Below are 26,553 nucleotides of genomic sequence, written 5' to 3'. Positions count from 1 at the left end.
GGGCCTATGGCCCCCACGTGCTTTTGCGTGACACCCCTCTGGTGCCTCGGCCAGCCGGCCTACAGGTACCGGGAAAAGTCCATATGGGCGTGCAGGACGCGGACGATCAGAATGCCGTTCGCCGTCTTGCGATAAAAGACGACGTGACTACCGCTCTCAATCCGCAGATAGCCTGGGCGTATCCCCCCGGCGTCACGCCCCAGATCGGGGAGCGTGACTAACCGCCCAAACAATTCGTGCAGCCCAAATATATAGCGCTCCGCCTGAACCATCCCCCACTGTGCCAATGATTGCTGGGCGATGCGTTTCAGGTCATCCCGCGCCTTGCCGGAAAGCGCGTACTCACCCATTTCGGGATTGATCCGCCTCGGCCTTCACTTCAGCCCAGATATCCAAGACGTTCTGGTCGCTGACGCCGCTGGCCTCCCCCTCGTCCAAGGCTGCGCGAAGGGCCGCCAGTTTCGCCTCATGCTCTTCCAGCAGGCGAAGGCCTGCCCGCATAACGTCGCTGGCGCTGCCGTAGCGTCCCTGGGCGACCTGCGTTTCCACGAAATGGGTGAAATGGTCGCCCAAGCTGACCGATGTGTTCTTGCCCATGATCGGCACCTCCGGCGCGCATCTTACCAAAGATTGGTATTCCCCGCGCCCCCACCCCCAAAATAAAACGGGCGGCGCCCTTTCGAACGCCGCCCGCTTCGCTTAAATCCTGAAAACCTGAGCCTCAGCCTTCCTTGGCCTCGGTGGTGATCTTGGGCTTGGGCAGGTCGAGCTTGATGTGCACTTCCTTCAGCCGCGCGGTATCGACGGCGTTGGGGGCCTGCATCAGCAGGTCTTCGGCGCGCTGGTTCAGCGGGAAGACGATGACCTCGCGGATGTTGGGCTCATCGGCCAGCAGCATGACGATGCGGTCGATGCCGGGCGCGGAGCCACCGTGCGGCGGAGCGCCCAGCTTGAAGGCCGACAGCATGCCGCCGAAGCGGGTCTCGAGGTCCTCGGCGCTGTAGCCGGCGATCTCGAACGCCTTGTACATGATCTCGGGCTTGTGGTTGCGGATGGCGCCCGAGGACAGCTCGATGCCGTTGCAGACGATGTCGTACTGGAAGGCCTTGATGTCCAGCGGGTTCATGCCGGTCAGGGCCTCCAGGCCGCCCTGCGGCATGGAGAAGGGGTTGTGGGAGAAGTCGATCTTCCCCGTCTCCTCATCCTTCTCGTACATCGGGAAATCGACGATCCAGCAGAAGCGGAAGGCGTCCTTCTCGATCAGGTCCAGTTCCTCGCCGATGCGGGTGCGGGCCTGGCCGGCCAGCTTGGCGGCGGGGCCTTCCAGGTCGCAGACGAAGAACACGGCGTCGCCGTCCACCGCACCGGTCAGCTCACGCAGCACGGCCTGGGCGGCCTCGGGCACGAACTTGGCGATGGGGCCCTTGCCGGCGCCGTTCTCAAACAGGATGTAGCCCAGGCCGGGCGCGCCCAGGCCGCGGGCCCAGTCGTTCAGCTTGTCGAAGAAGCTGCGGGGCTTGTCGCCCACGGCCGGCGCCTTGACGCAGCGGACCACGCCGCCCTTGTCCAGCACGCCGCGGAAGGCCTTGAACTCCACGTCATCGCGGCGGAACACGGCCGACACGTCGGTGATCACCAGCGGGTTGCGCAGGTCCGGCTTGTCGTTGCCGTACTTCAGCATGCTCTCGGCATAGGGGATGCGCGGGAACGGATAGGGGCTGACGGTCTTGGCGACGCCGGTGAAGTCACGGAACTCCGTGAAGATGCCGTGGATGACGGGCTCGATGGCGGCGAACACGTCGTCCTGGGTAACGTAGCTCATCTCGAAGTCGAGCTGGTAGAACTCGCCGGGGGAGCGGTCGGCGCGGCTGTCCTCGTCACGGAAGCAGGGGGCGATCTGGAAATAGCGGTCGAAGCCCGCCACCATCAGCAGCTGCTTGAACTGCTGCGGCGCCTGCGGCAGGGCGTAGAACTTGCCCGGGTGGTTGCGCGCCGGGACCAGGAAGTCGCGGGCGCCCTCGGGCGAGGACGAGGTCAGAATGGGGGTCTGGAACTCGGTGAACCCCGCCTCGATCATGCGGCGGCGGGCCGAGGCGATGACATTGGAGCGCAGGTGGATGTTGCGGTGCATCTTGGTGCGCCGCAGGTCCAGGAAGCGGTAGCGCAGGCGGATGTCCTCGCCCGCGTCCTGGTCGGAATTCACCTGCAGGGGCAGCTGGTCGGCCAGGCTCTGCACCACGATCTCATCCGCCTTCACCTCGATATGGCCGGTGGGCAGCTTGTCGTTGATGGTGTCGGCCGTGCGGGCCACCACGCGGCCGGTCACGGTGATGACCGATTCCAGGCGGGCGGATTCCAGCACCTTGAAGCCGGGATTGTCGATATCGATCACGCACTGGGTCAGGCCGTAATTGTCGCGCAGGTCGACGAACAGCAGTTGGCCGTGGTCACGCTTGCGGTGGATCCAGCCGGAGAGGCGGACGGTCTGGCCGGCGTCTTCCTGACGCAGGGCGCCGCAGGTGTGGGTACGATAGGGATGCATGGGGCCGGGCCTTGACGAGTGCGGGTTGGGCAATAGCGCCGCCGATCCGCGAAAACGCGGACTGACGGACCGGCGGACACTAGGGCCGGACGGGGGCGGATTGTCAAGACGGGCGGGTCGGAATGACCCGCCCGCATCCGCCACATTCCCCCTTAATAACTGATCTTGACGCTGCCCATGACCGACCGGGGGCTGCCCGGCAGGTTCAGGTTGGGGCTGGTGCCGTGGGCGGAGACGATGTAGCGCTCATCGGCGATGTTGTAGACGTTGACCTGCAGGGTCACCGGCCCCTGGCGGTACCAGGCCATGGCATCGACCGTCACATAGGACGGCAGCGTCACGGTGTTGCCCGGGTTGGCGTAGCGGTCGCCGACATAGTTCATGCCCCCGCCCAGGCCGAAGCGGTCGCCGAAGGCCTTGGTCAGCCACAGGTTGGTGCTGTGGCGCGGGGTGATGGTGGCGCGCTTGCCCTGCACATTCTGGCCGGCATCCTTGGCCACGGATTCCGTGACGCGGGCATCCAGGTAGGCATAGCCGGCGATGGCCTTCCACCCGTCCGACAGGTCCAGCGCCCCGGTCAGCTCCACGCCGTCGGTGCGCTGCACGCCGATGGGCAGCAGCTTCTGCGTCACCGGGTCGGTGGTCTTGATGCCGCTGCGTTCCAGGCGGAACAGCGAGGCCGTGGTGCTGAGCCGGCCCTGCCAGAAGTCCAGCTTGGCCCCCACCTCGACATTGCGGGTGCTTTCCGGCGCGATGTCGGCGTTGTTGGCGGCCACGGAGAACGCCTCGCCCGAGGGCTGGAAGGAGCGGCTCCACGAGACGTAGTAGGACTGGGCGACCTCGGCCTGGGCGTCCGTGGGCTGCCACACCAGGCCGGCGCGCGGGCTCCAGTTCCTATCCGTGCGGCTGAGGTTGGCCAGACCCGCCACATGTTGCAGGGTGCGCTGCTCGAATTTGTCGAATCGCATGCCGACCAGGGCCTTCAGCTGCGGCAGCAGGGTCACCATGTCCTGGGCATAGACGCCGGTGGTGTCGAACAGGCCGCGGTTGTTGGCGGTGATGGTGCCGAAGGTGCCGGGGTTCAGCGTGGGCAGCACCGGGTTAAACAGCGCGACGGTGGCCACTGTGCCCTGGGAATAGGTGATGGCGTCCTTGGTCTGGTGCCCCACCTCCAGCCCCAGCAGCAGCTGGTTGTCGATCCCGGCCACGCTGAACTTCTGCACCGCCTCGCTCTGGTTGAACCAGCCGTGCTCATACCGGCCGACGATGGAACGGGTCAGGGCCGCGGTCCGCGCCGCCTCGTTGACCGAGCCGACCAGCGTGTTGCGGCGGTCCAGGTTGTAGCGGTAGTAGCGGAAGGCGTTGCGCAGCGACAGGCTGTCGTTCACCTCGTGCGTCAGCGTCTCGGTGGTGGAGCGGACGCGGGACTGGCTGTAGTCCGCGTCCCGGGCGTTGGCGGCGCCGTAATAGGTGCCGGGCGCCACGTCCACCGGCAGGCCGTGATAGGCGGGGATGCCGAAGTCGGTGACGCGCTTGTCCTCCAGGTAATCGGCCTGAACCAGCAGCTTGGTCTTTTCATCCAGGTTGAATTCCACCGAGGGGGCCACGGCCTTGCGGTCCAGGAACTGCTGCTGGCGATAGCTGTCGGCCGCCTCGATAGCGCCGGTCAGGCGCAGGGCGATGCCGGTATCGGGCAGCACGTGGGCCAGGTCCACCTCCCCCCGCCGGTCGTCCCAGCCGCCATAACGGAAGCTCGCCTCCGCCAGGTCGATGCCCGGCTTCTTGGTGATGCGGTTGATGAGACCGCCGGAGGAGCCACGCCCGTAGAGGACAGAGGCCGGACCCTTCACCACCTCCACCGATTGCAGGTTGGACAGGTCGCGGAAATAAAGGGCGTCGTCGCGCAGGCCGTCGACATACTGGTCGGTGATGGCGGAGAAGCCACGGATGGAAACCTGGTCGCGCTGGCCATCGCCGGTGGACAGGCCGATGCCGGGGATGTTGCGCATCACGTCCTGCAGCGACAGGGCGCCCTGGTCCCGCATCACCGCCAGGGGCACCACGTTCACCGTCTGCGGCACGTCGCGCAGCGCCATGTCCATGCGCGTGGCGCTGACCGCGTCCTTGGGGTTGTAACCCATGGCCGCCTGGCGGTCGGCGCTGACCACCACCTCGGGCAGGGCACCACCGGACTTGGCCCCCTCGGCGGCGCCAGCCTCATCCGGGCCGGCGGCCATGGCCGTCGCGGGTAGCAGGGCCAGGGGCGGCAGAGCCGTGAACAGGCAGACGGAAAGCAGCAGGCGGGCGCGCATCACAGAGGTCCCCTTTGTTCTTATGCGAATGTTTTTGATAATCACTCGCATATTCAGCCTGCGACATTCTGTCAAGCGGGCCCTCCCGGCCCTCTTGCCGGGTCCGCCCGCGGGTAACGCCGTATCGATGGCAAAACTGCGATTTTTAGGATGCGAATGGCTGCCATGCTTCGGCATTGCCCGTCGCACCCAGGCGGGGCGGCGGAAACTCCGCCCCCGCCCCGCCCGACTCGACAGCCGGCGGCCCTATTCCCGGGCGGCGGGACAGCAGGCCCTATGCACGCGCGCTTAGCTATAGTATGTGAAGTGCCCCATGACGCTGATCACCAATACCGCCGACCTCGCCGCCTTCTGTGACCGCCTGGCCTCCGCCGCGTACGTCACCGTCGATACCGAATTCATGCGGGAGAAGACCTACTACCCGCAGCTCTGCCTGGTGCAGGTGGCCGGCCCCGACGAGGCCGCCGCCATCGACCCGCTGGCCGACGGCATCGACCTGTCGCCGCTGTTCGCCCTGCTGGCCAACCCCGCCGTGCTGAAGGTCTTCCACGCCGCCCGCCAGGATCTGGAGATTTTCTTCAACCTGACAGGTGCCGTCCCCACCCCCCTGTTCGACACCCAGGTCGCGGCCATGGTCTGCGGCTTCGGCGACAGCGTGGGCTATGAGACGCTGATCACCAAGCTGACCAACGCCCGCATCGACAAGTCCAGCCGCTTCACCGACTGGTCCAACCGGCCGCTGACCGACCGGCAGCTGACCTACGCCCTGTCGGACGTGACCCATCTGCGCCCGGCGTACGAGAAGATCCGCCGCCGCCTGGACAAGACGGGGCGCGAGGAATGGCTGGCCGATGAGATGGCCATCCTGACCAGCCCGGACACCTACCGGCAGGATCCGGACGAGTCCTGGCGCCGGCTGAAGCCGCGCACCGACAAGCCACGCTTCATCGCCGTGCTGAAGGAGCTGTGCGCCTGGCGCGAGCGCGAGGCGCAGCGCAAGGACATCCCGCGCAACCGCGTGGTGCGCGACGAGACCCTGATGGAAATCGCCGCCCACACCCCCAGCACGGTGGATGACCTGGGCCGCACGCGCGGCCTGGGCCCCAGCATGGCCGCGGGTCGTTACGGCACCGAAATCCTGGCGGCCGTCGAGAAGGCGCGCAGCCTGCCCGACAGCGCCCTGCCCCGGACGGAGCCGCGCGCCGAACTGCCGGCCGGCATCGCCCCCACGGTGGAACTGCTGCGCGTGCTGCTGAAGCTGGTGTGCGATGACGAGGATGTGGCCAGCCGCCTGGTGGCCAACGCCGCCGACCTGGAGGCCATCGCCGCCGATGACGACGCCAAGGTGCAGGCCATGACCGGCTGGCGCTTCGACCTGTTCGGGAGCCAGGCCCTGGCGCTGAAGCATGGCAAGCTGGCCCTGGCCATGGAGAACCGCAAGGTCAAGCTGGTGAAGCTGGGCTGAGGCCGCAGCCCGGGTCCGGGGTTGGGCCGGCGTCGGCTGGCCAGGACATTTCTCCAGAGAGGGGACACGCCGGCGCGCATGGTTTCATGCGCCGCCGCGCGACATCGTCAACCTGGAACGCCCGCCCCTTTGGGCGGCGGCGTTGCCCGACACCCGCCTCAGGCGGCCATCAGGGAACCCTGCAACTGGGCCATGAAGGCGGTGGACGAACCGGCGACCGGCGTCGTGCTGTTCAGCAGGCTCATGAAATCGCTGCTGGCCGTTGTGCCGCCGGTGGAGGTGCCGGTGCCGCTGCCATCGGTGCCGGTGGCGTCGGCGCTGGCCGTGGCGGTGGTGCTGGTGGAGGCGGCGGCCGGATCGCCGAACAGGCTATCGTCCGTCTTCATGCCGCCACCACCGCCGTGGTGGCCATGGTGGCCGCCGTGATGGGCCTTGGACGCTCCCTGGGACGCCCCCTGGGACGCGTCGGCGCTATCCGCGGCCCCCGTGCCGGTGCCGTCCGTGCCAGTGCCGTCCGCCGCCGTCGTGATCGGCAGCCCGGTGGCCGGGTCGATGGGCTGGCCCGTGACCGGATCGACCGTCGGGTCGGTGGTGGAATCGGCCGCGGTGGTCGTCGTCCCCTGCGCGGGCGTGACGCCCTGCAGGGCCGACAGCAGGTCGCCGCTCAGTTGGAAGCTGAAGGGATTGCTGGTGCCGTTGGTCGTGGTGCCGTCACCGCCAAGCAGCGATGCGGCGGACGAGGTGGAGTCGGTGGACGAGGTGTCATCGGCGCTTGATGTCGATGACGCCTGCTGGGCCTTCCAGGCGCCGTAAGACGCCTGGGACGAGCCCACGGAGGATATGGAACTCATGGAAGGGTTCTCCCCGGTGGCCATGAACCCTGGGCGGGGCCGGCCTTGGGCTGCCCCCCGGCCAGCCGTACCCACGGGTGGCGCAATGGCGCGCGCACCCGCGGCCTGTCGCAAGCCCGGGACCAGCAGGCAAACGCCTGATAAACCTGGATTTTCATTGAAATGGCCAGAACAGGCTAACAAACCTGCGACTAAATCGGCAGAAATGAGCCGGCATTTTCTGCCGGCCATCAGGAATCTTATTCCTGATCAGTTGCAAATCAGTTCGATGCTGTTTTGCAACTATATGGTTTTACTAGGTTTTTAGTTTGGCATGTCGCTTGCCCAAGGGCGCCCCCGGGGCAAGCGACAGCCAGCACCCTTTACTCCGCCGGGGCGGGTGGGGCGGCGGAGCCGTCGGCCGGCGTGGGCCGGCGCAGGCTCTTTTCGCCCAGGAACAGCAGGATGGGGGCGGCGATGAAGATGGACGACGAGGTCGCCAGCACCACGCCGAACAGCAGCGCCCAGGCGAACTCTCGCAATTGCTCGCCCGCCAGCAGGGCCAGGGGCACGGTCACCAGGAAGATGGCCAGCGAGGTGCCGATGGTCCGGCTCAGCGTCTCATTGATGCTGCGGTCGATCAGCTCGCGCAGGGGCATCTTGCGGTAAAGGCGCAGGTTCTCACGCACACGGTCATAGACCACGACCTTGTCGTTGATCGAGTAGCCCATGATGGTGAGGATGGCGGCGATGGAGGTCAGGTTGAACTGCATGCCGGTGATGGCGAAGAAGCCCACGGTCTTCGTCACGTCCAGCAGCATGGTGACCACGGCGCCGATGCCGAACTGCCATTCGAAGCGGAAGGTGATGTAGGCCAGCATGGCGATGGCCGCCAGGCCCAAAGCCAGCATGCCGTCGTGGAACAGCTCGGCGCTGACGGACGCGCCCACGGCTTCCTGGCGGCGGATGACGGCGCCGGGGAAGTCCTTGTTCAGTTCCTCCTGCACCGCCTTCACGGCCCCCTGCTGGGCGGCGTCGCCACCGGCCTGCTGCTCCAGCCGCATCAGCACGTCGGAGGGGGAGCCGAACTGCTGCAACTGGACGGGACCCAGGTGCAGGGTTTCCATCTTGGACCGCAGCTTGGAGAAGTCGGCCGGGCCGTCGGTGCGGATCTCGATGACCACGCCGCCGGCGAAGTCCACGCCGTAGTTCAGGCCGGGCTTGAAGAACAGCACGACGGAGGCCACCGACAGGAACACCGACAGGCCGATGCCCATGTGCCGGCCGCGCATGAAGTGGAAGTTCGTATGGTCGGGCGCCGGGCGCAGGCGGGTGCCCACGGTCAGCGTCTTGGGCCGGAAGCGGCGGAACCAGCTGGCGGTGATGGCGCGCGCCACCACGGTGGCCGTGAACATCGAGGTCAGGATGCCCAGGCTGATGGTGACGGCGAAGCCCTTGATGGTGCCAGTGCCGACCGAGAACAGGATGGCCATCTTGATCAGCGTGGTCAGGTTGCTGTCGGTGATGGTGGCGTAGGCCTTGGAGAAGCCGGCCTCCAGCGCCGCCAGTGGCGTGGCGCCCTTCCTCAGCTCTTCCCGGATACGCTCGTTGATCAGGATGTTGGCATCGACGGCCATGCCCAGGGTCAGCAGGGCGCCGGCGATGCCGGGCAGGGTCAGCGTGGCCTGCAGGATACCCAGCAGGGCCAGGGTCAGGAACAGGTTGCACAGCAGGGCGATGTTGGCGAACACGCCGAAGATGCCATAGCTGATCAGCATGTAGGCCACGACCAGGACGAAGCCCACGGCCACGGCGGTCAGGCCGGCATGGATGCTGTCGGCGCCCAGCTCCGGTCCGATGGTGCGTTCTTCCACCACGGTCAGCGGCACCGGCAGGGCGCCGGCGCGCAGCAGCACGGCCAGGTCGTTGGCCGTCTGCGCGGTGTAGCTGCCGCTGATCTGGCCACGGCCGCCGGTGATCGGCTCCTGGATCACCGGGTCGCTGATGACCTTGTCGTCCAGCACGATGGCGAAGGGCTTGCCCACGTTGTTCGTGGTCGTCTCGGCGAAGCGGCGGGCGCCGATGCTGTCGAAACGGAAGGCCACGACCCAGCGGCCATTCTGGTCGGTGGTGGGGCTGGCGTCGGTCAGGTTGGCGCCGTCAACCTCCACCTTCTTGCGCACCAGGATCTTGCGCTCGCCCCGGCCGTCGGCCACGGTCAGGACCTGGGTGCCCGGGGGGGCGGCGCCATCGGCGCGGGGGGCCTCGTCCGTCACCACCAGGCGGAAGGTCATCTTGGCGGTCTGGCCGATCAGGCGCTTGATGCGGCCGGGATCTTCCACGCCGGGCAGCTGCACCAGGATGCGGTCGCCGCCCTGGCGGGCCACCACCGGCTCGTTCACGCCCGTCTCGTCGATACGGCGGCGGACGATCTCCTGCGACTGCGCCATCGCCTTGTCGATGCGGTCCTTGAAGCCGGCGTCGGTCAGGGTCAGCACGATGGCCTGGCCGTCGGTGCGCAGGTCCACCTCGGGCACGCCGCCGCCGGTGGTGGCCGTGGCGATGGGGCCCAGGGCCTTGCGCGCCGCGTCCACGTCGCCGCCGTCGGCCACGGTGATGGTCACGGACCGGCCGGCGGGCGTGACGCTGCTGGTCTGGATCTTGGCGGTACGCAGGGCGGTGCGCGCCTCATCGACCAGGCTCTCCACGCGTTCCTTCGCCACCGCGTCGCTGTCCACCTGCAGCAGCAGGTAGGAGCCGCCCTTCAGGTCCAGGCCCAGGTTGACGTGCCGGTCGGCCATCCAGCCGGGCAGGTAATCCTTGGATATCAGGCTGGGCAGGGAGAAGACCACGCCCAGGAAACAGACCAGGGCGATCAACGCGGACTTGAGCGGTGAAAAGCGCAGCATAGGGTACGACGTCCTTGGAACCTGGCGCGGGCCCCCTTCATGTGGGGACGTCCGCCGCAGGAAACAGACGGCCCCGGCGGAAACACCCACCACGGGCCGGTTAAACCAAGCGCCTTGAATACCCGCACCCCCGCACGCTTCCAACCAAAAAAGCATACGATGGGCGTCACCGCCACGGCCGCTCCCGCCATGGGAGTTTTTGTTTGCTCCCATGGTGGGAGCGGGCTATCCTTTGGCCATGCGGATCATCGCCCACAAAACCTTGCAGGCCCATTGGGGCGAACGTGGGCGGGAAGACAGCCGTGGGCCTTTGGAAACCTGGTACGCCGAAACGGCCAAAGCCCAATGGACCGGTCCGGCGGACATCAAGGCCCGTTACGCCACCGCCAGCTTTGTCGGCCAGCGCGTCATCTTCAACATCGGCGGCAACAAGTACCGCCTTGTCGTTTGGGTGAACTACGACTTCAAGACTGTCTACATACGCTTCGTCGGCAGCCACGCTGAATATGACGCCATCGACGTGGAGACCATTTGACCATGGATATCAAGCCCATCCGCACCGACGACGACCTTGCGGCCGCCCACATGGAAATCGAGACGCTGTGGAACGCCCAGCCGGGCACCCCGGAAGGCGACCGGCTGGACGTGCTGATCACCCTGGCGGAGGCTTATGAACGGGCGACCAGCCCCATGACGCCGCCGGATCCCATCGAGGCCATCCTGTTCCGCCTGGACCAGATGGGATCGGGAAGGGCCGCCCTGAAAGGTCTGATCGGAGGCAGCGGCCGGGTGGCGGAGGTGCTGAACCGCGTGCGCCCGCTGACCCTGCCCATGATCCGGACATTGAGCGAGCACCTCGGCATCTCGGCCGACATCCTGGTCCGTCCCTACCCTTTGCGCGGACAGATCGGCGCCGAATAAAAAGGCGCCGCGCCCGGAATCACTTTCGGGCGCGGCTTTTTCACAGGATGGAACTGGGCGCTCCCGAGCCTCACGCCACCGCCGCCCGCACGGCAGCGGCGCGGGCCAGGGCCGCGCGTTCGGCGGTGGGCAGGTCAATGGCGGAGACGGCGGCGCTGCCGGGCATGGGCGCGCGGCCGGCGGCCGTCAGGAAGTGACCGATGACGCGGCGCCACAGCAGGGGACCGGCGGCGCGATCCTCCGCCCCCACGTCAAGGTTGGGATTGTCGTTCACCTCGATCACCACGACCTCGCCCGAGGGCAGTTGCTTCAGATCCACGCCGTAGAGGCCGTTGCCCATCAGGCGGGCGGCGGCCAACGCCGCGGCCAGAACGGCGGTTGGGGTGTCGGCCACGGCCACCGCGCGGGTGGCGCCTTCGTCATGGCTGCCGTCGGCGGCGTGGCGCACGATCTGCCAATGCCGGGGGCACATGTAATATTGCGCCACGAACAGCACCTCGCCCCCCAGCACGCCCACCCGCCAGTCGAAGGCGGTGGGCAGGTAGTCCTGCGCCAGGATGATCTGCGACCGCGCCAGCAGGGCCGCCGCCACGCGGTGGAAGGCGTCGATGTCCATCACCCGCTCCACCCCCCGGCTGAAGGCGCCGTCCGGCGCCTTCAGCACGGCGGGGAAGGTCAGCGTGGCCGCCACCTCCGCCAGGGTGGCGCGTGTCACCAGGCGGGTGCGCGGGGTGGCCACGCCGTGACCGGCCAGCGTTTCCGCCAGGAAGACCTTGTTGGTGCAGCGCAGGATGCTGGTGGTGTCGTCCACCGCGGGAATGCCCAGTGCCTCCGCCCGGCGGGCGAAGCGGAAGGTGTGGTGGGGCACGGCCGTGGTTTCGCGGATGAACAGGCCGTCGAAGCGCGCCAAGTGGCGGTAGTCGCGCCGGCCGATGACCTCCACCCGCACGCCCAGATCGTCGCCCACCCGCGCGAGGTGGGCCAGCGTGCCGGCGTTGCTGGGCGGCAGGGGATCGTCCGGATCGTGCAGGACGCCCAAGGTGAAGGACGGCGCCGCCGGCCCCCGGGGCCGTTGCCAGCGCCGGCGGGCATAGGCCTCCAGCGCGTTCAGGAAAAAGACGTCGTGCATGCGGGGCACGGCGTCGGTGCCCAGGGGGACCAGGCCGGCGATGCGCCACCCGCCCTCCCCATACGCCAGGGTCAAGCGCATCAGCGGGTAGTCCAGACGCTGGAACAGGCGGGCGGCGACATCGGTCAGCCCGGTATCGGGCGTGCGGCCGAAATAGATGTTGGCGGCGTGCCGGGCCGCCCCCGCCGGCGGGGGCGGCAGATGGACCAGGCGGGGGTTCAGGTCCGCCAGGCTGTCGGCCAGGTCGGCCTGCCCCGTTCCGGCCCCGACCAGGTCGGCCAGCGTGCGCAGCGCCGGCGTCACCCGGTCGCCGCGCGCCTCCGCCAGGAGCGAGGCGTAGTAGCCGGCGGAGAGATAGTCGGCGTGCCGGCACAAATTGATGACGCGGCGCGGGCGGCCCGGCTGGGCGGCGACATAGGCGCCGGCGGTCATGACCCGGCCGTCGGGGTCGGGCCAGCGGAAATCCCGCCGCCGCTCCACCACCACGATCAGGTCGGACGCGGCCTGCGCCAGGGGGCGCACAGGAATATGGGAAGGGGCGGCTGTGGCACAGTCCGGCATGGCGGCCCTCCCCTCAAAAGCGGGTACTGGGGAGGGGTGCGGCGGGCGCGCGGCCCCCGCCATCGACCCCCGGCCCACCCGCGCCGGCGCGCAGCAGCACGGTGGGGTGGTCCGGCTGGAAGGTGGCGAAGGTCACGGCGGCGCGGCGCTCGGTGAAGACGCCGCCGATCAGGCCGGCGCTGTCGTGGGCGGCCCACAGGCCGCCGGGGCCGCGTTCGATGACGATGATGCGTGCCATGGTGCTGTCCTTCAGGAAAGGCCCCACGGCACCCAAGTCCGCCGTGGTGCCCCCAGTGTCCGGGGCACCCGCATTAAATCTCCATGCCAATGCCGGGGCCGGATGATAAAGGGTTTTTGATTTGGCGCCCCAGCGCGCGGGCCTTTACCTTCAAGGCACCATGAAGACCCCCGCCCCCGCTCCCCGCCCCCGCCCCGCCACCCCGGCCGACCTGGAGGCCCTGCTGGCGCTGGAGAAGCTCTGTTTCGAGTTCAACCGCATGGGCCGGCGCAGCTTCCGCCGCCTGCTGGAGCGGCCGTCCGCCCACATCCTGGTGATCGACGGTGCCGACGGCACGCTGGCGGCCAGCGCCGTGCTGCTGTCCCGCCAGGGCACCCGGGGCATGCGTCTCTATTCCCTGGCCACCCATCCCGACCTGCGCGGCCGTGGGCTGGCCAAGGCCATGGTGGCCGCCGCCCTGGAGCTGGTGCGCGCCACCGGCCACCAGTGGTTGTCGCTGGAGGTGCATCCGGAAAACGACGCCGCCCGCGCGCTGTACGAGCGCCTGGGCTTCCACCAGACCTCGGTGGAGGAGGATTACTACGCCGACGGCTCCCACGCCTTCCGGCTGCGGCGGTATGTCGGTTAGGTCCTGACGGCGGGCAGGCCCGGCGCCCGCCACGGCGCCTCCTGGTCCAGGGTCGCCGCCGGGCCCCGGCGGCCGGCCAGGAAGTCCAGCAGCGCGTCGGTGCCCCCTTTAGCCCACAGGTCGGCATGGCCCGCCCCCTTGATCCAGGCGGCGTGCTTGGGCTCCGGCGCTGCCTTGAACACCGCCTGGCCCATGGCCGGCGGCACCGTCCGGTCCGCCAGGCCGTGCAGCACCAGCAGCGGACAGGCCGGCGGCGCCACTGTCAAGCGGCCCACCACGGCCAGCGGGTTGCTGGCCATGCCCGCCAGTGCCGACAGATGCCAACGGCCCACCAGCAGATCGGCGCCCGAAGTGGGCGGGGCCGCCAGCACCACGGCGGCCGGCCGCCGCTCCCAGGCCATGTGCAGGGCCAGGGCCGCCGCCGCCGACACCCCCAGGATGACGAGGCGGGAGCCGGAGACGCCCTGCGCCGTCAGATGATCCAGGGCGGCGCGGGCATCGGCCAGCAAGGCCGTTTCCCCCCAGTCCCCCACCGTCAGGGACAGGGGGCGGCGGCAGGTCACCATGACGCCATAGCCGGCGGCCACCAAGGCCGTTGCCAGTGCCGACAGGTCGGCCCGGCGCTGCCCCGGGCCCGCCAGGATCAGGACCAGGGGCTTGGTGATACCCGTGGGCGGGGCCGTCCAAGCCGCCAGCGTGACACCATCCGCGGTGGGATAGGCGATGGCGCGTAGGCCGAACCCATCCGGCGGGGCGCCGGGATCGGGCAGGCGCGGATGGACGAACAGGGCGGCCCCCCCTTGGCGCGCCAGCATCAGCACCAGGCCGCCGAACAGGGTACCCAGCGTGCCAACGATGATCAGGAGAAACAGGGCAACCATGGTCGTGATCACCCCGTTCCCATCGGTTCAGCCCGCCGCCGACAGGGCGCCGGCCGCCGTCACGGTCGAGGCGTCCAGTTCCGCCGGGCCGTCCACCACTGGGCCGTGGCCGCCGCCGGCCTGCAGGGCGTGGAAGCGGGCGTAGGCGCCGTCCAGCGCCAGCAATTCGTCATGTGTGCCGGACTCCACCACCCGGCCGCCATCGATGACATAGATGCGGTCGGCATCGACGATGGTGGACAGGCGGTGGGCGATGACCAGGGTGGTGCGCCCCTGCTGCAAGCGGCGCAGGGCGTCCTGCACCAGCCGCTCGGACTCGCTGTCCAGGGCCGAGGTCGCCTCGTCCAGCAGCAGCACGGGGGCGTTCTTCAGCATGGCGCGGGCGATGCCGATGCGCTGGCGCTGGCCGCCGGACAGCTTCACGCCATTCTCGCCCACCCGGGTGTCATAGCCCTGGGGCAGGCCCAGGATGAAGTCGTGCGCCGCCGCCGCCTTGGCCGCCGCCTCGATCTCTTCCTGCGCGGCGCCGACGCGGCCATAGGCGATGTTGCCGCGCACGGTGTCGTCGAACAGCCCCGTCTCTTGGCTGACCAGGCCGATGGCGCTGCGCAGCGAGGCCAGCGTCACGTCGCGGATGTCCTGGCCACCCAGGGTGACGGCGCCGCCGGTCACGTCGTAGAAGCGGGGGATGAGGTTCAGGATGGTGGTCTTGCCCGACCCGCTGGACCCCACCAGGGCCACGGTCTTGCCCGCCGGCACCTCCAGCGACACGCCGTCCAGCGCCACCGTGCCGTCCTGGTAGGCGAAACGCACGTCATTGAACTTGATGGCGTGGGAGGCGACCGCCAAGTCGGCGGCGCCCGGCCGGTCGACGATGCGCGGCGGCGTGTCCAGCAGTTCGAACACCCGCTCCGCCGAGGCCAGGCTGACCTGCAGCTGGGTCTGCAGCTTGGACAGGCGCTTCAGCGGCTCGAACGCCAGCAGGAAGGCGCCGGTGAAGCTGGTCAGCGTGCCGGCGGTGCTGTGCCCGGCCGCCGCCTCCAGCCCGCCATAGATGATGACGCCGACGAAGATGACGCCGCTCAGCACCTCATTGATGGGAATGAGGGAGGAGGAGACGCGGAAGGACTTGTTGGTCAGCTTGCGCAGATCGTCGGCGATGCCGGCGACGCGCCGCATCTCATACTCTTCCATGCCATAGGCCTTCACATGGCGCGCACCCTGGAACGTCTGGGTCAGGATGCTGGCGAAGGTGCCCAGTGCCGCCTGCGTGCGCCCCGCCACCCGGCGCAGCCGCCCGGTCATGCGGCTGAGCATGACGGTGGTGAAGGGCACCACGGTCAGCGAGATGGTGGCCAGCAGCCAATCCTGCTGGAACATCACGCCCACCAGGAAAAGGAGCGTCAGCACGCTCTGGCCGTAGTTGGTCAACACCTCCGCCGTGCCCTGGCGCACCTGGTTCACGTCGTTCACCAGGCTGGAGACCAGCTGGCCCGACGGCAGGGAGTGCAGGTAGGCGAGGTCGGCCTTGATCAGGTGGTTGTAGAGCTGCTTCTGCAACGCCGCCACCAGCCGCTGGCCGACATTGTTCATCAGCACGGCCGAGAAATAGCCGGAAAAGCCGCGCACCACGAAGGTGGCGAAGACGATGACCGCGAAGGTGCGCAGATAGCCGGGGTTCTTGCCGCTCAGCACCTCATCGATCAGGGGCACCAGCTTCTGCGCCAGCACGGCGGAGCTGCCGGCATTGATGGCGATGAGGACGCTGGCCAGCAGCACCATGCCGATATAGGGCCGCAGGTAGTTGCCGGCCAGGCGCTTCACAAGGGGCAGGGTGGCGGTGTGTCGCGGCTGGGGCTTAGGCTTCTTGGACAAGGGACCGGCGAACCTCGGACTGCGGGCGCGGGCGCCCGGCAGGGGAAAAGACGGGGCCATGCTTAGCACGAAGGCGGCCCCGCCAGCCAGAACCGGCCGGCGCCCCCCTTGCCCGGCGCACCCTGGCCGGCGCCCCCGCCCTTACACCCGGTCGGTGATGCGCAGCGACAGGCCGGGCAGGCCGTCGATGTGGGCGGTGATGAGGTCGCCCGGCACCACCGGGCCCACATTCTCTGGCGTGCCGGTGAAGATCAGGTCACCGGGCTGCAGGGCGAAGGCCTGGGACAGGTTGGCGATCTGCTCCGCCAGCTTCCAGGTCATCTGGTCCAGGGTGGAGGATTGCTTCACCTCGCCGTTCACCGCCAGGGTGATGGCGCCGGCGGCCAGGTGCCCCACCTGGGACACGGGGTGCAGCGGGCCGATGGGGGCGCTGTGGTCAAAGGCCTTGCCGATCTCCCACGGCTTCTTGATGTCGCCCATGGCGCGCTGCAGGTCGCGGCGGGTCATGTCCAGGCCCACGGCATAGCCAAAAACGTGGGTGAGCGCCTGGTCCACCGGAATGTTCCGGCCGCCCAAGCCGATGGCGGCCACCAGCTCCACCTCATAATGGTAGTTGCTGGTCAGCGTGGGATAAGGATGGTCCGCCACCGTTCCCGGCATCACCACCTGCACGGCGTCGGCCGGCTTCTGGAAGAAGAACGGCGGCTCCCGCGCGGGGTCGGAGCCCATTTCGCGGGCGTGCGCCGCGTAGTTGCGTCCGATGCAATAGATACGATGCACGGGGAAGACGGCACCATCCCCCCCTGCCGGCCCGGCCACCGGCACGGTGGGCTGGGGAACGGGGAACAGAAGCCGGGGCGCGCTGGTCATGGCCTGGTCATCCGGGCGGTGGCAAGGGCCGCCACCATAGCAGAGCGGCGCACGCGCGCCAGCCCGGCCCCATTTCGCCCCCAAGCCGGCCCATCCCGTGCCACTTTCACCGTCTAACAGAAGCCGGTACGCTGTTCCCGCCGGACCCGCCCCCTAGATCAGTGTCGTCCCCGCCTGCAGAAAGTAGATCGCCATGCCCGACCGCCATCCTGAGCGCCATCCCCCCCGCCCCACCTTAGGCCTGGCGCTGGGCGGTGGCGTCGCCCGGGGGTGGGCGCACATCGGCGTGCTGCAGGCCCTGGCCCAGCACGGCATCCACCCCGACGTGGTGGCGGGTTGTTCCATCGGCGCGCTGGTGGGCGGCGTCTACCTCGGCAACCACCTGGAGACGCTGGAGCACTGGGCGCGCAACCTGACCAAGATGCGCATCCTGGGCCTGCTGGACCTGCGCCTGCGCAGCGGCGGCGGCCTGATCGGCGGCGAGAAGCTGCTGGCCGAGCTGAACCAGCACCTGGGCGACGCCACCTTCGACGACCTGTCCAGCCCCTTCATCACCGTGGCCACCGACCTGGCCACCGGCAAGGAGGTGTGGCTGCGCCGCGGCTCGGTGGTGGAGGCCATGCGCGCCTCCTACGCCATGCCGGGCATCTTCCCGCCGTCCCATGTCGATGGCCGCTGGCTGGTGGACGGTGCCCTGGTCGATCCCGTGCCCGTGGCCGCCTGCCGCGCCATGGGCGCCGCCATGGTGGTGGCCGTCGATCTGAACGCCGACATCATCGGCCGCACCCGGGGCCGCCATGATGGCGAGGCGGGCGCCGCCGCCCCGCCCGACGCCGCCCCCGCGACCGAGGACATGGAGGCGCCGGCGGACCTGGGGGGCGAGGTGCCGCAGAAACATAATTTCGAATTCCTATCCACCTTCCTGCAATCCCGCCGCGCCCGGCCGCAGCCGCCCAAGTACGAGGGGCCCAGCATGTTCGGCGTCATGGCGACCTCGCTGGGCATCGCGCTGGACCGCATCACCCGGTCCCGCCTGGCCGGCGAGCCGCCGGACATCCACCTGAAGCCGCGCCTGGGCCACATCGGCCTGCTGGAATTCGACCGGGCGGAGGAGGCCATCGCCGAGGGCAAGGCGGTGGTGGAGCGCGCCCTGCCCGAGCTGCGCGAGGCCCTGCGCGTCTTCGGCATCCCGGTGCGAATGGCATCTTAATATCCGCCAACCATCCACCGGGTGAGTGGCGGCGTACCCCCCTCATCCGAAAGGCCAAAGGTCATATACGGCCACTGGCTCTCCTCATCCATCAGTACAGCTCGCCAATCACTTTAAGTATTGTTCAGATTTTCTTGCTTGTCCTCGGGCGAGTTGGATTCCATGACTATGGCATCGAATTTGTCGCGGAGCCCTGCCCGGTCCACCGGTTCGCTCCCGTCATGATTTGATGCCCGCCGTCGCATACCCGCGGCCGGGCGACATTGGACCGGGAACTACCCGTCTAAGGAGACACCATGTCTATCGGCACCGTTAAGTGGTTCAACAGCACCAAGGGTTACGGCTTCATCCAGCCGGAAGATGGCACCGCCGACGTGTTCGTGCACATCAGCGCCGTCGAACAGGCGGGCCTGCGCTCGCTGAACGAGGGCCAGAAGGTCAGCTTCGACCTGCAGCACGACCCCCGCAAGGGCAAGTCGGCCGCCGGCAACCTGCGCACGCTGTGATCCCCCGCGGGGGCCTTCGGGACCCCGCTCACGGTTGATTTCAGAACGGGCGGCCGCCCCCGGACGGCCGCCCGTTTTGTTTTGAACCACTCCCTTTGGATAAGGCGGCGCGTGATTGATCCTGGTCAATGCCGGGGTGGGTCGGAGGGATCATGGTGGGGGCGTGAAAACAGTTATGTGGGGGTTCCATTCCATGCCCGACGCCCTTGCCCATTTCCGCGCCGAAGACGCCATCGCGCTGTGTGTCATCGACGTGGCCAACGCCCTGGTGCGCCACAGCGAGCCCCTGCTGGAAGAGGCCGGACTGACGGCGCCGCAGTGGACCGTGCTGATGAACGTGGCGGGTGACCGCAACTTCAACGACGGCCCCACCCAGCCGGCCAACGACCCGCATGCCGACGCCTACGCCGGCACCGACCTGGATCGCCAGGGGGGCCGCCCAGGCTGCATCTTCTCGTCCGAGATCGCCGCCGCCCGCGGCCTTTCCCGTCCGCACATCAGCGCCACGGTGACGGAGCTGCTGCGCAAGGGCCTGATCCGGCAGGAGGACGACCCCAGCGACCGCCGCCGCAAGCTGCTGTCCGCCACGCCGGAAGGCCTGGCCGTGCTGCGCCGGCTGCAGCCGCTGCGCCAGTCGGTCAACGACCTGCTGCTGGCCGACCTGGACAGCCACCAGCGCCGCACCCTGCTGGAGGCCCTGCGCATCATCCGTGACCGGTCCCGCCGGGCGGAGCATGTGCGCCCCTACGCCGACCGGCCGCACGCCCTGCGCCACGCGTCCTGAGCACGCGCCGCCAAAGCACGCCCCAGCCGATGCCGGGGCGTGCTTTGTGCCGCCGTCGGTTCCATCGCGGCGGACTCCATCGCGGCGGACGCGGTCGCGTCCTACGGTACGAGGCCAAGCCTCATGCCGCTGGCGACCTGGCCCGCCATGTCATGGATGACGTCCCGGCGGTCGCGGGCCCCGGTGCGGAAGACGCGCATGCTGGGAAACCAGGGCCGCGCGCCCGTGCCCAGGCACGTGACATCCAGTTCCCCCGCCAGTCGCCACACCGGCACCCCTAGGGCGCCGGCCAGCTCACCCGTGGCGGTGGGCGCGGTAACCACCAGGTCGAGGCATGAGAGCAAGGCCGCCAGCCCGTCCAGGTCGTCACGCTGGTCCAGGTCCGCAAAATGGCGCGGCGCCAAGGCACGCAGGGCCGCACGCTCCCCTTCCGTGTCGCCGTACATCAGCGTGATGGCGGTAACCCCCGGCAAGGCCAGCAGGGGCGTCCAGTCCGCCAGATCCGACTGCCGCCCGGCGCGGCTTTCGACGGCCAGGCCGCTGCGCCAGCACAGGCCCACCTTCAAGGTGCGTGGCCCATCCCCGTCCAGATCCGCCAGGCGCCGCCGCCAGGGGGGCACCAGATCGTCCCGCGCCCGCAGGTAACCCGCCGCCCCCCTGAAATCCGCCAAGTGGCCGCGCAGCAGGCCGGGCAAGGAGCCCGCCGCCGCCTGGGCCACGGCCCGGCCTTCCACCGGATCCGGCGCGGCCCCCTCGCCCCCCGTCTCCTGACCCCGGGCCTCCGCCACCACCTGGGCGCCGGGAAAGGCCCGGCTGAACAGGCCCACCAGGCGGGGGTCGCAGCGCACCACCGCCGATCCGGCGGCCGCGATCGCGGCGGCGTAGCAGGTCGCGAACATCAACTCATCCCCCAGGCCCTGTTCCCGCCAGATCAGCAGGGGGCGGTCCAGGGGCTGGCCCCGCCACGCCGGCAGGTCGGGGACGGCGCGGAAGCGCTGTGGTTCGGCGGCCAGGCGGGCGGCGTAGCCGGCCCAGCCGGCGGCCAGATCCCCCCGCGCCAGGTCCAGGTTGGCCCGGCCGAACACCAGGCGGGCATCGGTGGAATGGGCCTGCACGCCGGCCGCCCAGGCCTCGGCGGCGCCCGGCAAATCGCCCAGCGCCTGCAAGGCGGCGGCCTGGGTGTACAGCGCCTCCGCCTGCGCCGGCTCGGCCGCCAGGGCCCGGCGGCTGGCGGCCAGCGCCAGGCTGGGGCGGCCCTGCGCCAGGAGGATGGACGCCAGGTTGACGTGGCCGTTGATCAGGCCGGGGTCCAGGGTCAGCGCGGCGCGGGCCGCATCCTCCGCCTCCGCCAGCCGGTCCAGCGCGCGCAGCACCGCCGCCAGGTTGCTGTGGCACAGGGCGTCCCGGGGTGACAGGCGCAGGGCCATGCGCAGCACAGGTTCCGCCTGGGGCACACGGCCCAGGCGGCGCAGGGCCACGCCCCACAGGGTGAACAGGCCCAGGTCCGCCGCCTCATCCGGACGCGCCGTGGCGGCGGCGAGGGCCAGCACGGGCTCAGCCGCCGCCGGTCGGTCCAGGGCCAGCAGCACGCGGCCGGCCAGCGCCAGCCAGCCGGGCGTGCGCGCGCCCGCCGCCAGCGCCGGGCGGCACAGCACCCAGGCCGCGTCCGCCCGCCCCGCCGCCAGCAGGGAAGCCGCCGCGGCCAGGGACGGGTCGTCCCCCGCCGCCTCACCCGTCGGGGGGGCGTCGCCACCCCGCTCATCGTTGCGCGGTCGTGTCAGGTTTTCAGGCATGCCGCCCCTCATCATCCATGCCCTACCCCCACGCGCGGCGGCGGGCAAGCCGTCGCCGGACCTGGAGGAGGCCCGGCGCGGGTGGGTAAAATCTGCCGGGCACCCCAACGAAGGCCGGATCCGCAAACCCGAGGATTTCCGCCATTTTTGCGAACGTCCGCCGCGAAGGCGGCAGGCCCACCAGGAAGAAATTGCCGATCGGCAATACATGCCCAGTAAATTTCTGCCCACTCAAATACTGAAAGTCTTCTTGTTTGAGATTAACCAAGCGGACTGAAAGCATATAAGCCGGCCGACGACTTCATGGCCCGGAACTTTTTTTTGGAACCGTCAAAAAAAGTGCGCCCGCTTCTGTGAAGGCCGGCGTTGAACCGATCGAAAGCCAATTCCGGCCCGAGGTCCCATTCCAGGGTCCGGGGAAGCGGCGGCGGACGGAGAGGTCGGGTCATGACGACGGTCAGCAGCACCAGTTCCAGCAGCAGCACGACGGGCACCACTTCGTCATCGTCGTCCTCCAGCACCTTGGGCGACTTCACGACCATGCTGACGCTGCTGCTGAAGGAACTGGAGACCCAGGATCCGACCAGCCCCATGGACACCAGCACCTTCACCACCCAGCTGGTGCAGATGTCCAGCCTGGAGGCGCAGCAGGCGACCAACACCTATCTGGATGGCATCAGCAGCTCGCTCAGCAGCTTCACCAGCAGCTACCCCGCCTATAGCTACCTGGGCCAGACGGTGTCGACCGACAGCGACGAGGCGCCGATGCAGGACGGTTCCGCCGTCTGGAGCTATACCCTGCCGTCGGAGGCCGACAGCGTCAGCTACACGGTCAGCGACAGCAGCGGCAAGGTCGTCTACTCCGGCACGGGCAGCACCAGCGCCGGCACCAACTACATCACCTGGAAGGGCACCGAGACGGATGGCGGCACCGCCACCTCCGGCACCTACACCCTGTCCATCACCGCGACCACCGACAGCGCCGCCAGCAGCGTCAGCGCCTACGGCGTCGGCAAGGTCACGGGCGTCGACACCTCCACCGGCACGGCCAAGCTGACGCTGGGAAGTTACGAGATCGCCATGGACGACGTGACGTCAATCCTCTGATCCACAACGACCTTCCCAGCTTCCGGCCGCACCGCCGCCTCGCCCGCAAGGAAACACGGCAATGAGCATCTTCAGCGCCTTGAACACCGCCACCTCGGCCCTGTACGCCCAGTCCAAGGCGTTCACCTCGATCTCCAGCAACATCTCAAACTCGTCCTCCACGGGCTACAAGGCGACCGACACGTCGTTCACCGCCCTGCTGACCGACAGTCAGAGCAGTTCGGCCGACTACGGCGGCGTTACCGCCAGCACGACCCAGTCGGTCAGCAGCCAGGGCGACATCACCTCCAACGATGTCACCACCAACCTGGCGCTGGATGGCAACGGCATGTTCGTGGTGAACGACGGCAGCAGCAGCCAGTCCTATTACACCCGCGACGGCAGCTTCAGCGAAGACAACAGCGGCAACCTGGTGAACACCGAGGGCTTCTACCTGGAAGGTTGGGCGACCGACGACAGCGGCAACATCCTCGCCACCAACCGCAGCGACACGGCCAGCCTGGAAAAGATCAACCTCGACAACATCTCCGGCTCGCCCAAGGCGACGACCAAGGTGACCAGCAGCCTGAATCTGCCGTCCGACGCCACGGTGGGCAGCAGCTACACCACCGATACCGAGGTGTACGACAGCCTGGGCAACAGCAGCACGGTCACCCTGACCTGGAGCAAGACCGGCACCAACACCTGGGAGCTGGACGCCTCCAACCCTGTGTCGGCCACCGATGGGTCCACCGTCACCGGCACCACCAGCGGCACGCCCGTCAGCCTGGTGTTCAACAGCGACGGCTCGCTGGCCTCCCCCACCACCGACATGCAACTGAGCATCACGGGGTGGAGCAGCGGCGCCACCGACAGCACCATCACCCTGGATTACGGCGAGAACAGCGGCAGCGGGTCCATCACCCAGTACGCCAGCGGGTCGACCACGCCTAGCGTCACCACCACCGGCACACCCAAGCAGGACGGCTATGCCAAGGGCACGCTGAGCAGCGTCGACATCAACACCGACGGCAGCGTCGTCGCCAACTTCGACAACGGCCAGTCCAAGACGGTCTACAAGATCCCGGTCGCCACCTTCGCCAACGCCGATGGCCTGACCGCCGTCTCCGGCCAGACCTACGCCCAGTCAACGGCATCGGGCGCCTACTCCCTGAAGGAGGCGGGCAGCGACGGGGCCGGCATCATCGAGTCCAAGTCGCTGGAAAGTTCCAACGTCGATACATCGGACGAGCTGAGCCGCATGATCTATGCCCAGCAGGCCTATTCCGCGGCGGCCAAGGTGGTGTCCACCGCACAGGACATGATGGACACCCTGTTGCAGGCCAAGCGGTGAGGGGGAACCGGCCATGAACCACTACGCCCCCCTCCTGGCCCAGTCGATCCACCAGCCGGCGGCGGACAGCCCCGCCCCCGGATCTTCCGTCTTCGATCCCACGCGCCTGGACCGCCTGCTGCGCGAGGGCAAGCGGCTGAACGCCGCCGTGCGCTCCGCCCTCACGCCGGGCGTGAGGGTGGGCGGCAATATCCGTCGCGCCGCGCAGTTGGCCTTGATCGACGACCTGATGCGCTACCAGGACCGCCTGGAACAGGCCCTGGCCGAGTTGCGCCCCCTGATCGAGGTGCAGCAGCAGCGGGCCCAGGCCCTGACGCTCTATTCGCGCGCGCTCAGCAACGCCTATCTGCCCTCCTGCCGCCGGGGTACGCGATGACCAGCTTCCTTTCCCGCCTGTTCGCCACTCCGGCCGCGGGGCCCGCCATCACCGTGGCGGAGCCGGTGCCGGAGACGGCCCCCATCCTGCCGGCCCCTCCGCCCGGCGGCACGCAGTTCCCGGTGGCGCTGATCGAGGCCTTCGCCGCCTTCCAGGCCGCCGCCGCCCAGCCCGAGGCCAGCCTGCAGCGGCGGCGCGCCATGTACGACGCCCTGAAGCACCTGCGCGAGGCGGAGGCCGTGGCCCGCGTGACCTTGTCCCAGGTGGCGGCCCAGAAGGGCGGCCAGGGCCGCGCCGCCACCGGCCGGCACTGGGCGCCGCAGCTGCAGGGCCTGATGGCGGAAATGGCGGCGCTGCAGGCCGGCATGGCGGCGGAGCTGAAAGGCCGGCGCTCGCGCCTGCAGGGCCTGCTGCACGTGACGCGGGAACGGGCGCAGGACGTGCGGGGCTATTACCCCGCGCGCGGCCGCCAGGTGCGCGTGGACGCCCACCAGGCGCGCCACTGCGTGCAGTTCACCGCCTGAGAGGACGCCATCCCATGTCGCTCCGCACCGCCGGCGCAATCGCCCAATCCGCCCTGACCGCGACGCAGACGGCCATCACCGTCACCAGCGCCAACACGGCCAATTCCAGCACCGACGGCTACACCAAGAAGACGGCCAACCAGACCGCCGTCACCGTCAACGGCCAGGCGTCCGGCGTCAGCGTCAGCAGCGTCACGCGCGACGTGGACCAGTATCTGCTGCGCCAGGTGGTGTCCTCCACCTCGGCCAACAGCCAGGCCAGCACGCTCAGCAGCTACATGACCGATGTGGACAGCGCCTACGGCACCGTGTCGGGCAGCACCTCCATCGCCGACGTCATCGACAGTGTGACCAGCGACCTATCCACGCTGGCGTCCGGCAACGGCACCGACACGGACAAGGCGTCCACCGTCACGGCGCTGGAAACCATGGCCAGCACCATCTCCGGGGCATCCAGCACAGTGCAAAGCCTGCGGGCCCAGGCGGACAGCGACATCGCCAGCGACGTGGATTCGGCCAACACCGCCATCACCACCATCGCCAGCCTGAACAGGCAGATCGTCGCCGCCCAGGCCGCCGGCCAATCCACCGCCGATTTGGAGGATCAGCGCGACACCCAGCTGAAGACCCTGTCCAGCTATCTGGGTGTCAGCTACACGGTGGACAGCAGCGGCGCCATGCAGGTATCGACCACCTCCGGCCAGGTGCTGGTGGGCAGCACGGCGCACACGCTGAGCTACACCGCGGCCAGCAGCGTCGGCGCCGGCACGACCTACCCCACGGGCTTCAGCGCCTTGAGCGTGGACGGCAGCGACATCACCGGCAGCGTGAAATCCGGCGCCATCGGCGCCCTGATCACCCTGCGCGACAACACGCTGGTGGACCAGCAGACCCGCCTGGACAACCTGGCCAGCACCATCATCAGCACGGTCAACACCGTGTCCAACCAGGGTACCAGCTATCCGGCCGCGACCTCGCTGACCGGCACGGCGACCGTCAGCGCCAGCGACAGCCTGTCGGCCAGCGGCACGCTGCGCCTGGTGGCGGTGGACAGCAGCGACGACGCGGCCGCGGTGCTGGACGTCGATCTCAGCGGGGTGTCCACGGTGCAGGACCTGCTGGACACCATCAACGCCAGCGGCACCTTCACCGCCAGCATCACCAGCGACGGCCACCTGACCATCGCCGCCGCCGACAGCAGCGACGGCATCGCCGTGAACGAGATGAATAGCAGCATCGGCACCGACAAGGAGGGCGCCTCGCTCTATTTCGGGCTGAACGACGTGCTGACCGGCACCGGCGCCAGCGACATCGCGGTGAACAAGAGCCTGGGCGCCGATAGTTCGCTGCTGCCCACCGGCACCCTGTCTAACAGCAACAGCCTGGCCGTGGGCGACAGCGCCATCACCTCGGGCGACGTCAGCACCATCACGGCGCTGGAGGACGCCTTCACCGGCACACAGGGCTTCAGCAGCGCCGGTGGCCTGGCCAAGGCCACGACCACCCTGTCGGGCTATGCCTCCACCATCATCAGCAGTGCCGCCACCGCCGCGTCAACCGCCAGCACCAAGGCCGACACCGCCAGTTCCAGCCTGGACGACGCCACCACGGCGCTCAGCTCCCAGTCCGGGGTGAGCCTGGATGAGGAAACGGCCATGGTCTCGACCCTGGAGCAGGCCTACCAGGCAGCCGCCAAGATCATGTCGACGCTGCAGGAAATGTTCACCGCCACCATCGAGATGGTCAACTGAGGGGCCCA

General features: G+C 68.9%; 25 protein-coding genes. 13 read left to right on the top strand and 12 right to left on the bottom strand.

Annotated features, from left to right (window positions below; all coding sequences use genetic code 11):
• Window positions 1-59: 59 nt before the first annotated feature.
• From FBZ89_RS12755 to FBZ89_RS12740, 4 genes are all read right to left on the bottom strand, one after another.
• Window positions 60-350: a type II toxin-antitoxin system RelE/ParE family toxin gene (locus FBZ89_RS12755; RefSeq protein ID WP_145750336.1), complete on the bottom strand. Its 291-nt coding sequence runs from the start codon at window positions 348-350 to the stop codon at window positions 60-62.
• Window positions 343-597 (bottom strand): type II toxin-antitoxin system ParD family antitoxin, encoded by a 255-nt coding sequence (locus FBZ89_RS12750; protein WP_211115208.1) that lies wholly within the window; start codon window positions 595-597, stop codon window positions 343-345. The genes FBZ89_RS12755 and FBZ89_RS12750 overlap by 8 nt, the downstream gene beginning before the upstream one ends.
• A 124-nt stretch (window positions 598-721) precedes the next feature.
• Window positions 722-2,542 carry an aspartate--tRNA ligase gene (aspS, locus tag FBZ89_RS12745; RefSeq protein WP_145750335.1) on the bottom strand — a complete coding sequence of 607 codons (1,821 nt, stop codon included), beginning with the start codon at window positions 2,540-2,542 and terminating at the stop codon, window positions 722-724.
• A gap of 152 nt (window positions 2,543-2,694) precedes the next feature.
• On the bottom strand, window positions 2,695-4,854 hold the full coding sequence (locus tag FBZ89_RS12740) for a TonB-dependent receptor (RefSeq protein ID WP_145750334.1): 2,160 nt from the start codon (window positions 4,852-4,854) through the stop codon (window positions 2,695-2,697).
• A 313-nt stretch (window positions 4,855-5,167) separates the two neighbouring features.
• Here FBZ89_RS12740 and rnd point away from each other — a divergent pair, with 313 nt between their 5' ends.
• Window positions 5,168-6,319 (top strand): ribonuclease D, encoded by a 1,152-nt coding sequence (gene rnd, locus FBZ89_RS12735; RefSeq protein ID WP_145750333.1) that lies wholly within the window; start codon window positions 5,168-5,170, stop codon window positions 6,317-6,319.
• Window positions 6,320-6,477: 158 nt separating this feature from the next.
• Here the strand turns inward: rnd and FBZ89_RS30870 are convergent, their stop codons facing one another.
• Together FBZ89_RS30870 and secD are read right to left on the bottom strand one after the other, a co-directional pair.
• Window positions 6,478-7,170: a hypothetical protein gene (locus tag FBZ89_RS30870; RefSeq protein WP_186457328.1), complete on the bottom strand. Its 693-nt coding sequence runs from the start codon at window positions 7,168-7,170 to the stop codon at window positions 6,478-6,480.
• 362 nt (window positions 7,171-7,532) lie between these two features.
• Window positions 7,533-10,058 (bottom strand): protein translocase subunit SecD, encoded by a 2,526-nt coding sequence (secD, locus tag FBZ89_RS12725; RefSeq protein ID WP_145750332.1) that lies wholly within the window; start codon window positions 10,056-10,058, stop codon window positions 7,533-7,535.
• Window positions 10,059-10,296: 238 nt separating this feature from the next.
• Here secD and FBZ89_RS12720 point away from each other — a divergent pair, with 238 nt between their 5' ends.
• A complete protein-coding gene (locus FBZ89_RS12720; RefSeq protein WP_145750331.1) occupies window positions 10,297-10,593 on the top strand; it encodes a type II toxin-antitoxin system HigB family toxin in 297 nt (98 codons plus the stop codon).
• Window positions 10,594-10,595: 2 nt separating this feature from the next.
• On the top strand, window positions 10,596-10,979 hold the full coding sequence (locus FBZ89_RS12715) for a helix-turn-helix domain-containing protein (protein WP_246172158.1): 384 nt from the start codon (window positions 10,596-10,598) through the stop codon (window positions 10,977-10,979).
• Between the two features lie 70 nt (window positions 10,980-11,049).
• Here the strand turns inward: FBZ89_RS12715 and FBZ89_RS12710 are convergent, their stop codons facing one another.
• The gene (locus tag FBZ89_RS12710; RefSeq protein ID WP_186457327.1) at window positions 11,050-12,669 is read right to left on the bottom strand and encodes a RimK family protein; all 1,620 of its coding nucleotides are present in this window, start codon (window positions 12,667-12,669) and stop codon (window positions 11,050-11,052) included.
• Window positions 12,670-12,682: 13 nt separating this feature from the next.
• The gene (locus tag FBZ89_RS12705) at window positions 12,683-12,907 is read right to left on the bottom strand and encodes a hypothetical protein (RefSeq protein ID WP_145750328.1); all 225 of its coding nucleotides are present in this window, start codon (window positions 12,905-12,907) and stop codon (window positions 12,683-12,685) included.
• Between the two features lie 160 nt (window positions 12,908-13,067).
• Here FBZ89_RS12705 and FBZ89_RS12700 point away from each other — a divergent pair, with 160 nt between their 5' ends.
• Window positions 13,068-13,535 (top strand): GNAT family N-acetyltransferase, encoded by a 468-nt coding sequence (locus FBZ89_RS12700; RefSeq protein ID WP_145750327.1) that lies wholly within the window; start codon window positions 13,068-13,070, stop codon window positions 13,533-13,535.
• On the opposite strand, the gene FBZ89_RS12695 is transcribed toward FBZ89_RS12700, so the two are convergent.
• From FBZ89_RS12695 to FBZ89_RS12685, 3 genes are all read right to left on the bottom strand, one after another.
• Window positions 13,532-14,416, bottom strand: a complete 885-nt coding sequence (locus FBZ89_RS12695; RefSeq protein ID WP_145750326.1) for an alpha/beta hydrolase — start codon at window positions 14,414-14,416, stop codon at window positions 13,532-13,534. The genes FBZ89_RS12700 and FBZ89_RS12695 overlap by 4 nt on opposite strands.
• A 27-nt stretch (window positions 14,417-14,443) precedes the next feature.
• Window positions 14,444-16,291 carry an ABC transporter ATP-binding protein gene (locus FBZ89_RS12690; protein ID WP_246172157.1) on the bottom strand — a complete coding sequence of 616 codons (1,848 nt, stop codon included), beginning with the start codon at window positions 16,289-16,291 and terminating at the stop codon, window positions 14,444-14,446.
• Between the two features lie 141 nt (window positions 16,292-16,432).
• Window positions 16,433-17,161 (bottom strand): fumarylacetoacetate hydrolase family protein, encoded by a 729-nt coding sequence (locus tag FBZ89_RS12685; RefSeq protein ID WP_145750324.1) that lies wholly within the window; start codon window positions 17,159-17,161, stop codon window positions 16,433-16,435.
• A 193-nt stretch (window positions 17,162-17,354) separates the two neighbouring features.
• On the opposite strand from FBZ89_RS12685, the gene FBZ89_RS12680 reads away from it, so the two are divergent.
• The 3 genes from FBZ89_RS12680 (at window position 17,355) to FBZ89_RS12670 (ending at window position 19,661) form a co-directional block, all read left to right on the top strand.
• Window positions 17,355-18,371, top strand: a complete 1,017-nt coding sequence (locus FBZ89_RS12680) for a patatin-like phospholipase family protein (RefSeq protein WP_145750323.1) — start codon at window positions 17,355-17,357, stop codon at window positions 18,369-18,371.
• A 296-nt stretch (window positions 18,372-18,667) separates the two neighbouring features.
• On the top strand, window positions 18,668-18,877 hold the full coding sequence (locus FBZ89_RS12675; RefSeq protein WP_040849967.1) for a cold-shock protein: 210 nt from the start codon (window positions 18,668-18,670) through the stop codon (window positions 18,875-18,877).
• Between the two features lie 193 nt (window positions 18,878-19,070).
• Window positions 19,071-19,661: a MarR family winged helix-turn-helix transcriptional regulator gene (locus FBZ89_RS12670; protein WP_186457326.1), complete on the top strand. Its 591-nt coding sequence runs from the start codon at window positions 19,071-19,073 to the stop codon at window positions 19,659-19,661.
• A gap of 101 nt (window positions 19,662-19,762) precedes the next feature.
• On the opposite strand, the gene FBZ89_RS30865 is transcribed toward FBZ89_RS12670, so the two are convergent.
• Window positions 19,763-21,454 (bottom strand): tetratricopeptide repeat protein, encoded by a 1,692-nt coding sequence (locus tag FBZ89_RS30865; protein WP_186457325.1) that lies wholly within the window; start codon window positions 21,452-21,454, stop codon window positions 19,763-19,765.
• Here FBZ89_RS30865 and FBZ89_RS12660 point away from each other — a divergent pair.
• The 6 genes from FBZ89_RS12660 to flgK all read left to right on the top strand — a co-directional run bounded on the left by FBZ89_RS12660 (window position 21,453) and on the right by flgK (window position 26,545).
• The gene (locus FBZ89_RS12660; RefSeq protein WP_145750321.1) at window positions 21,453-21,731 is read left to right on the top strand and encodes a hypothetical protein; all 279 of its coding nucleotides are present in this window, start codon (window positions 21,453-21,455) and stop codon (window positions 21,729-21,731) included. The two genes, FBZ89_RS30865 and FBZ89_RS12660, sit on opposite strands and share 2 nt — an antisense overlap.
• Before the next feature lie 170 nt (window positions 21,732-21,901).
• Window positions 21,902-22,561: a flagellar hook assembly protein FlgD gene (locus tag FBZ89_RS12655; RefSeq protein WP_145750320.1), complete on the top strand. Its 660-nt coding sequence runs from the start codon at window positions 21,902-21,904 to the stop codon at window positions 22,559-22,561.
• A 61-nt stretch (window positions 22,562-22,622) separates the two neighbouring features.
• Window positions 22,623-23,894 (top strand): flagellar hook protein FlgE, encoded by a 1,272-nt coding sequence (gene flgE / locus FBZ89_RS12650; protein ID WP_145750319.1) that lies wholly within the window; start codon window positions 22,623-22,625, stop codon window positions 23,892-23,894.
• A 13-nt stretch (window positions 23,895-23,907) separates the two neighbouring features.
• Window positions 23,908-24,270: a hypothetical protein gene (locus tag FBZ89_RS12645; RefSeq protein ID WP_145750318.1), complete on the top strand. Its 363-nt coding sequence runs from the start codon at window positions 23,908-23,910 to the stop codon at window positions 24,268-24,270.
• The gene (locus FBZ89_RS12640) at window positions 24,267-24,794 is read left to right on the top strand and encodes a hypothetical protein (RefSeq protein WP_145750317.1); all 528 of its coding nucleotides are present in this window, start codon (window positions 24,267-24,269) and stop codon (window positions 24,792-24,794) included. Before FBZ89_RS12645 ends, FBZ89_RS12640 begins: the two co-directional genes overlap by 4 nt.
• Before the next feature lie 14 nt (window positions 24,795-24,808).
• Complete coding sequence (gene flgK, locus FBZ89_RS12635) at window positions 24,809-26,545, top strand: flagellar hook-associated protein FlgK (RefSeq protein WP_145750316.1); 1,737 nt, start codon at window positions 24,809-24,811, stop codon at window positions 26,543-26,545.
• Window positions 26,546-26,553 lie beyond the last annotated feature (8 nt).

Source organism: Nitrospirillum amazonense, assembly GCF_007828045.1.
GTDB lineage: Bacteria > Pseudomonadota > Alphaproteobacteria > Azospirillales > Azospirillaceae > Nitrospirillum > Nitrospirillum amazonense_C.
This window is presented reverse-complemented; position numbering and strand designations above follow the sequence as displayed.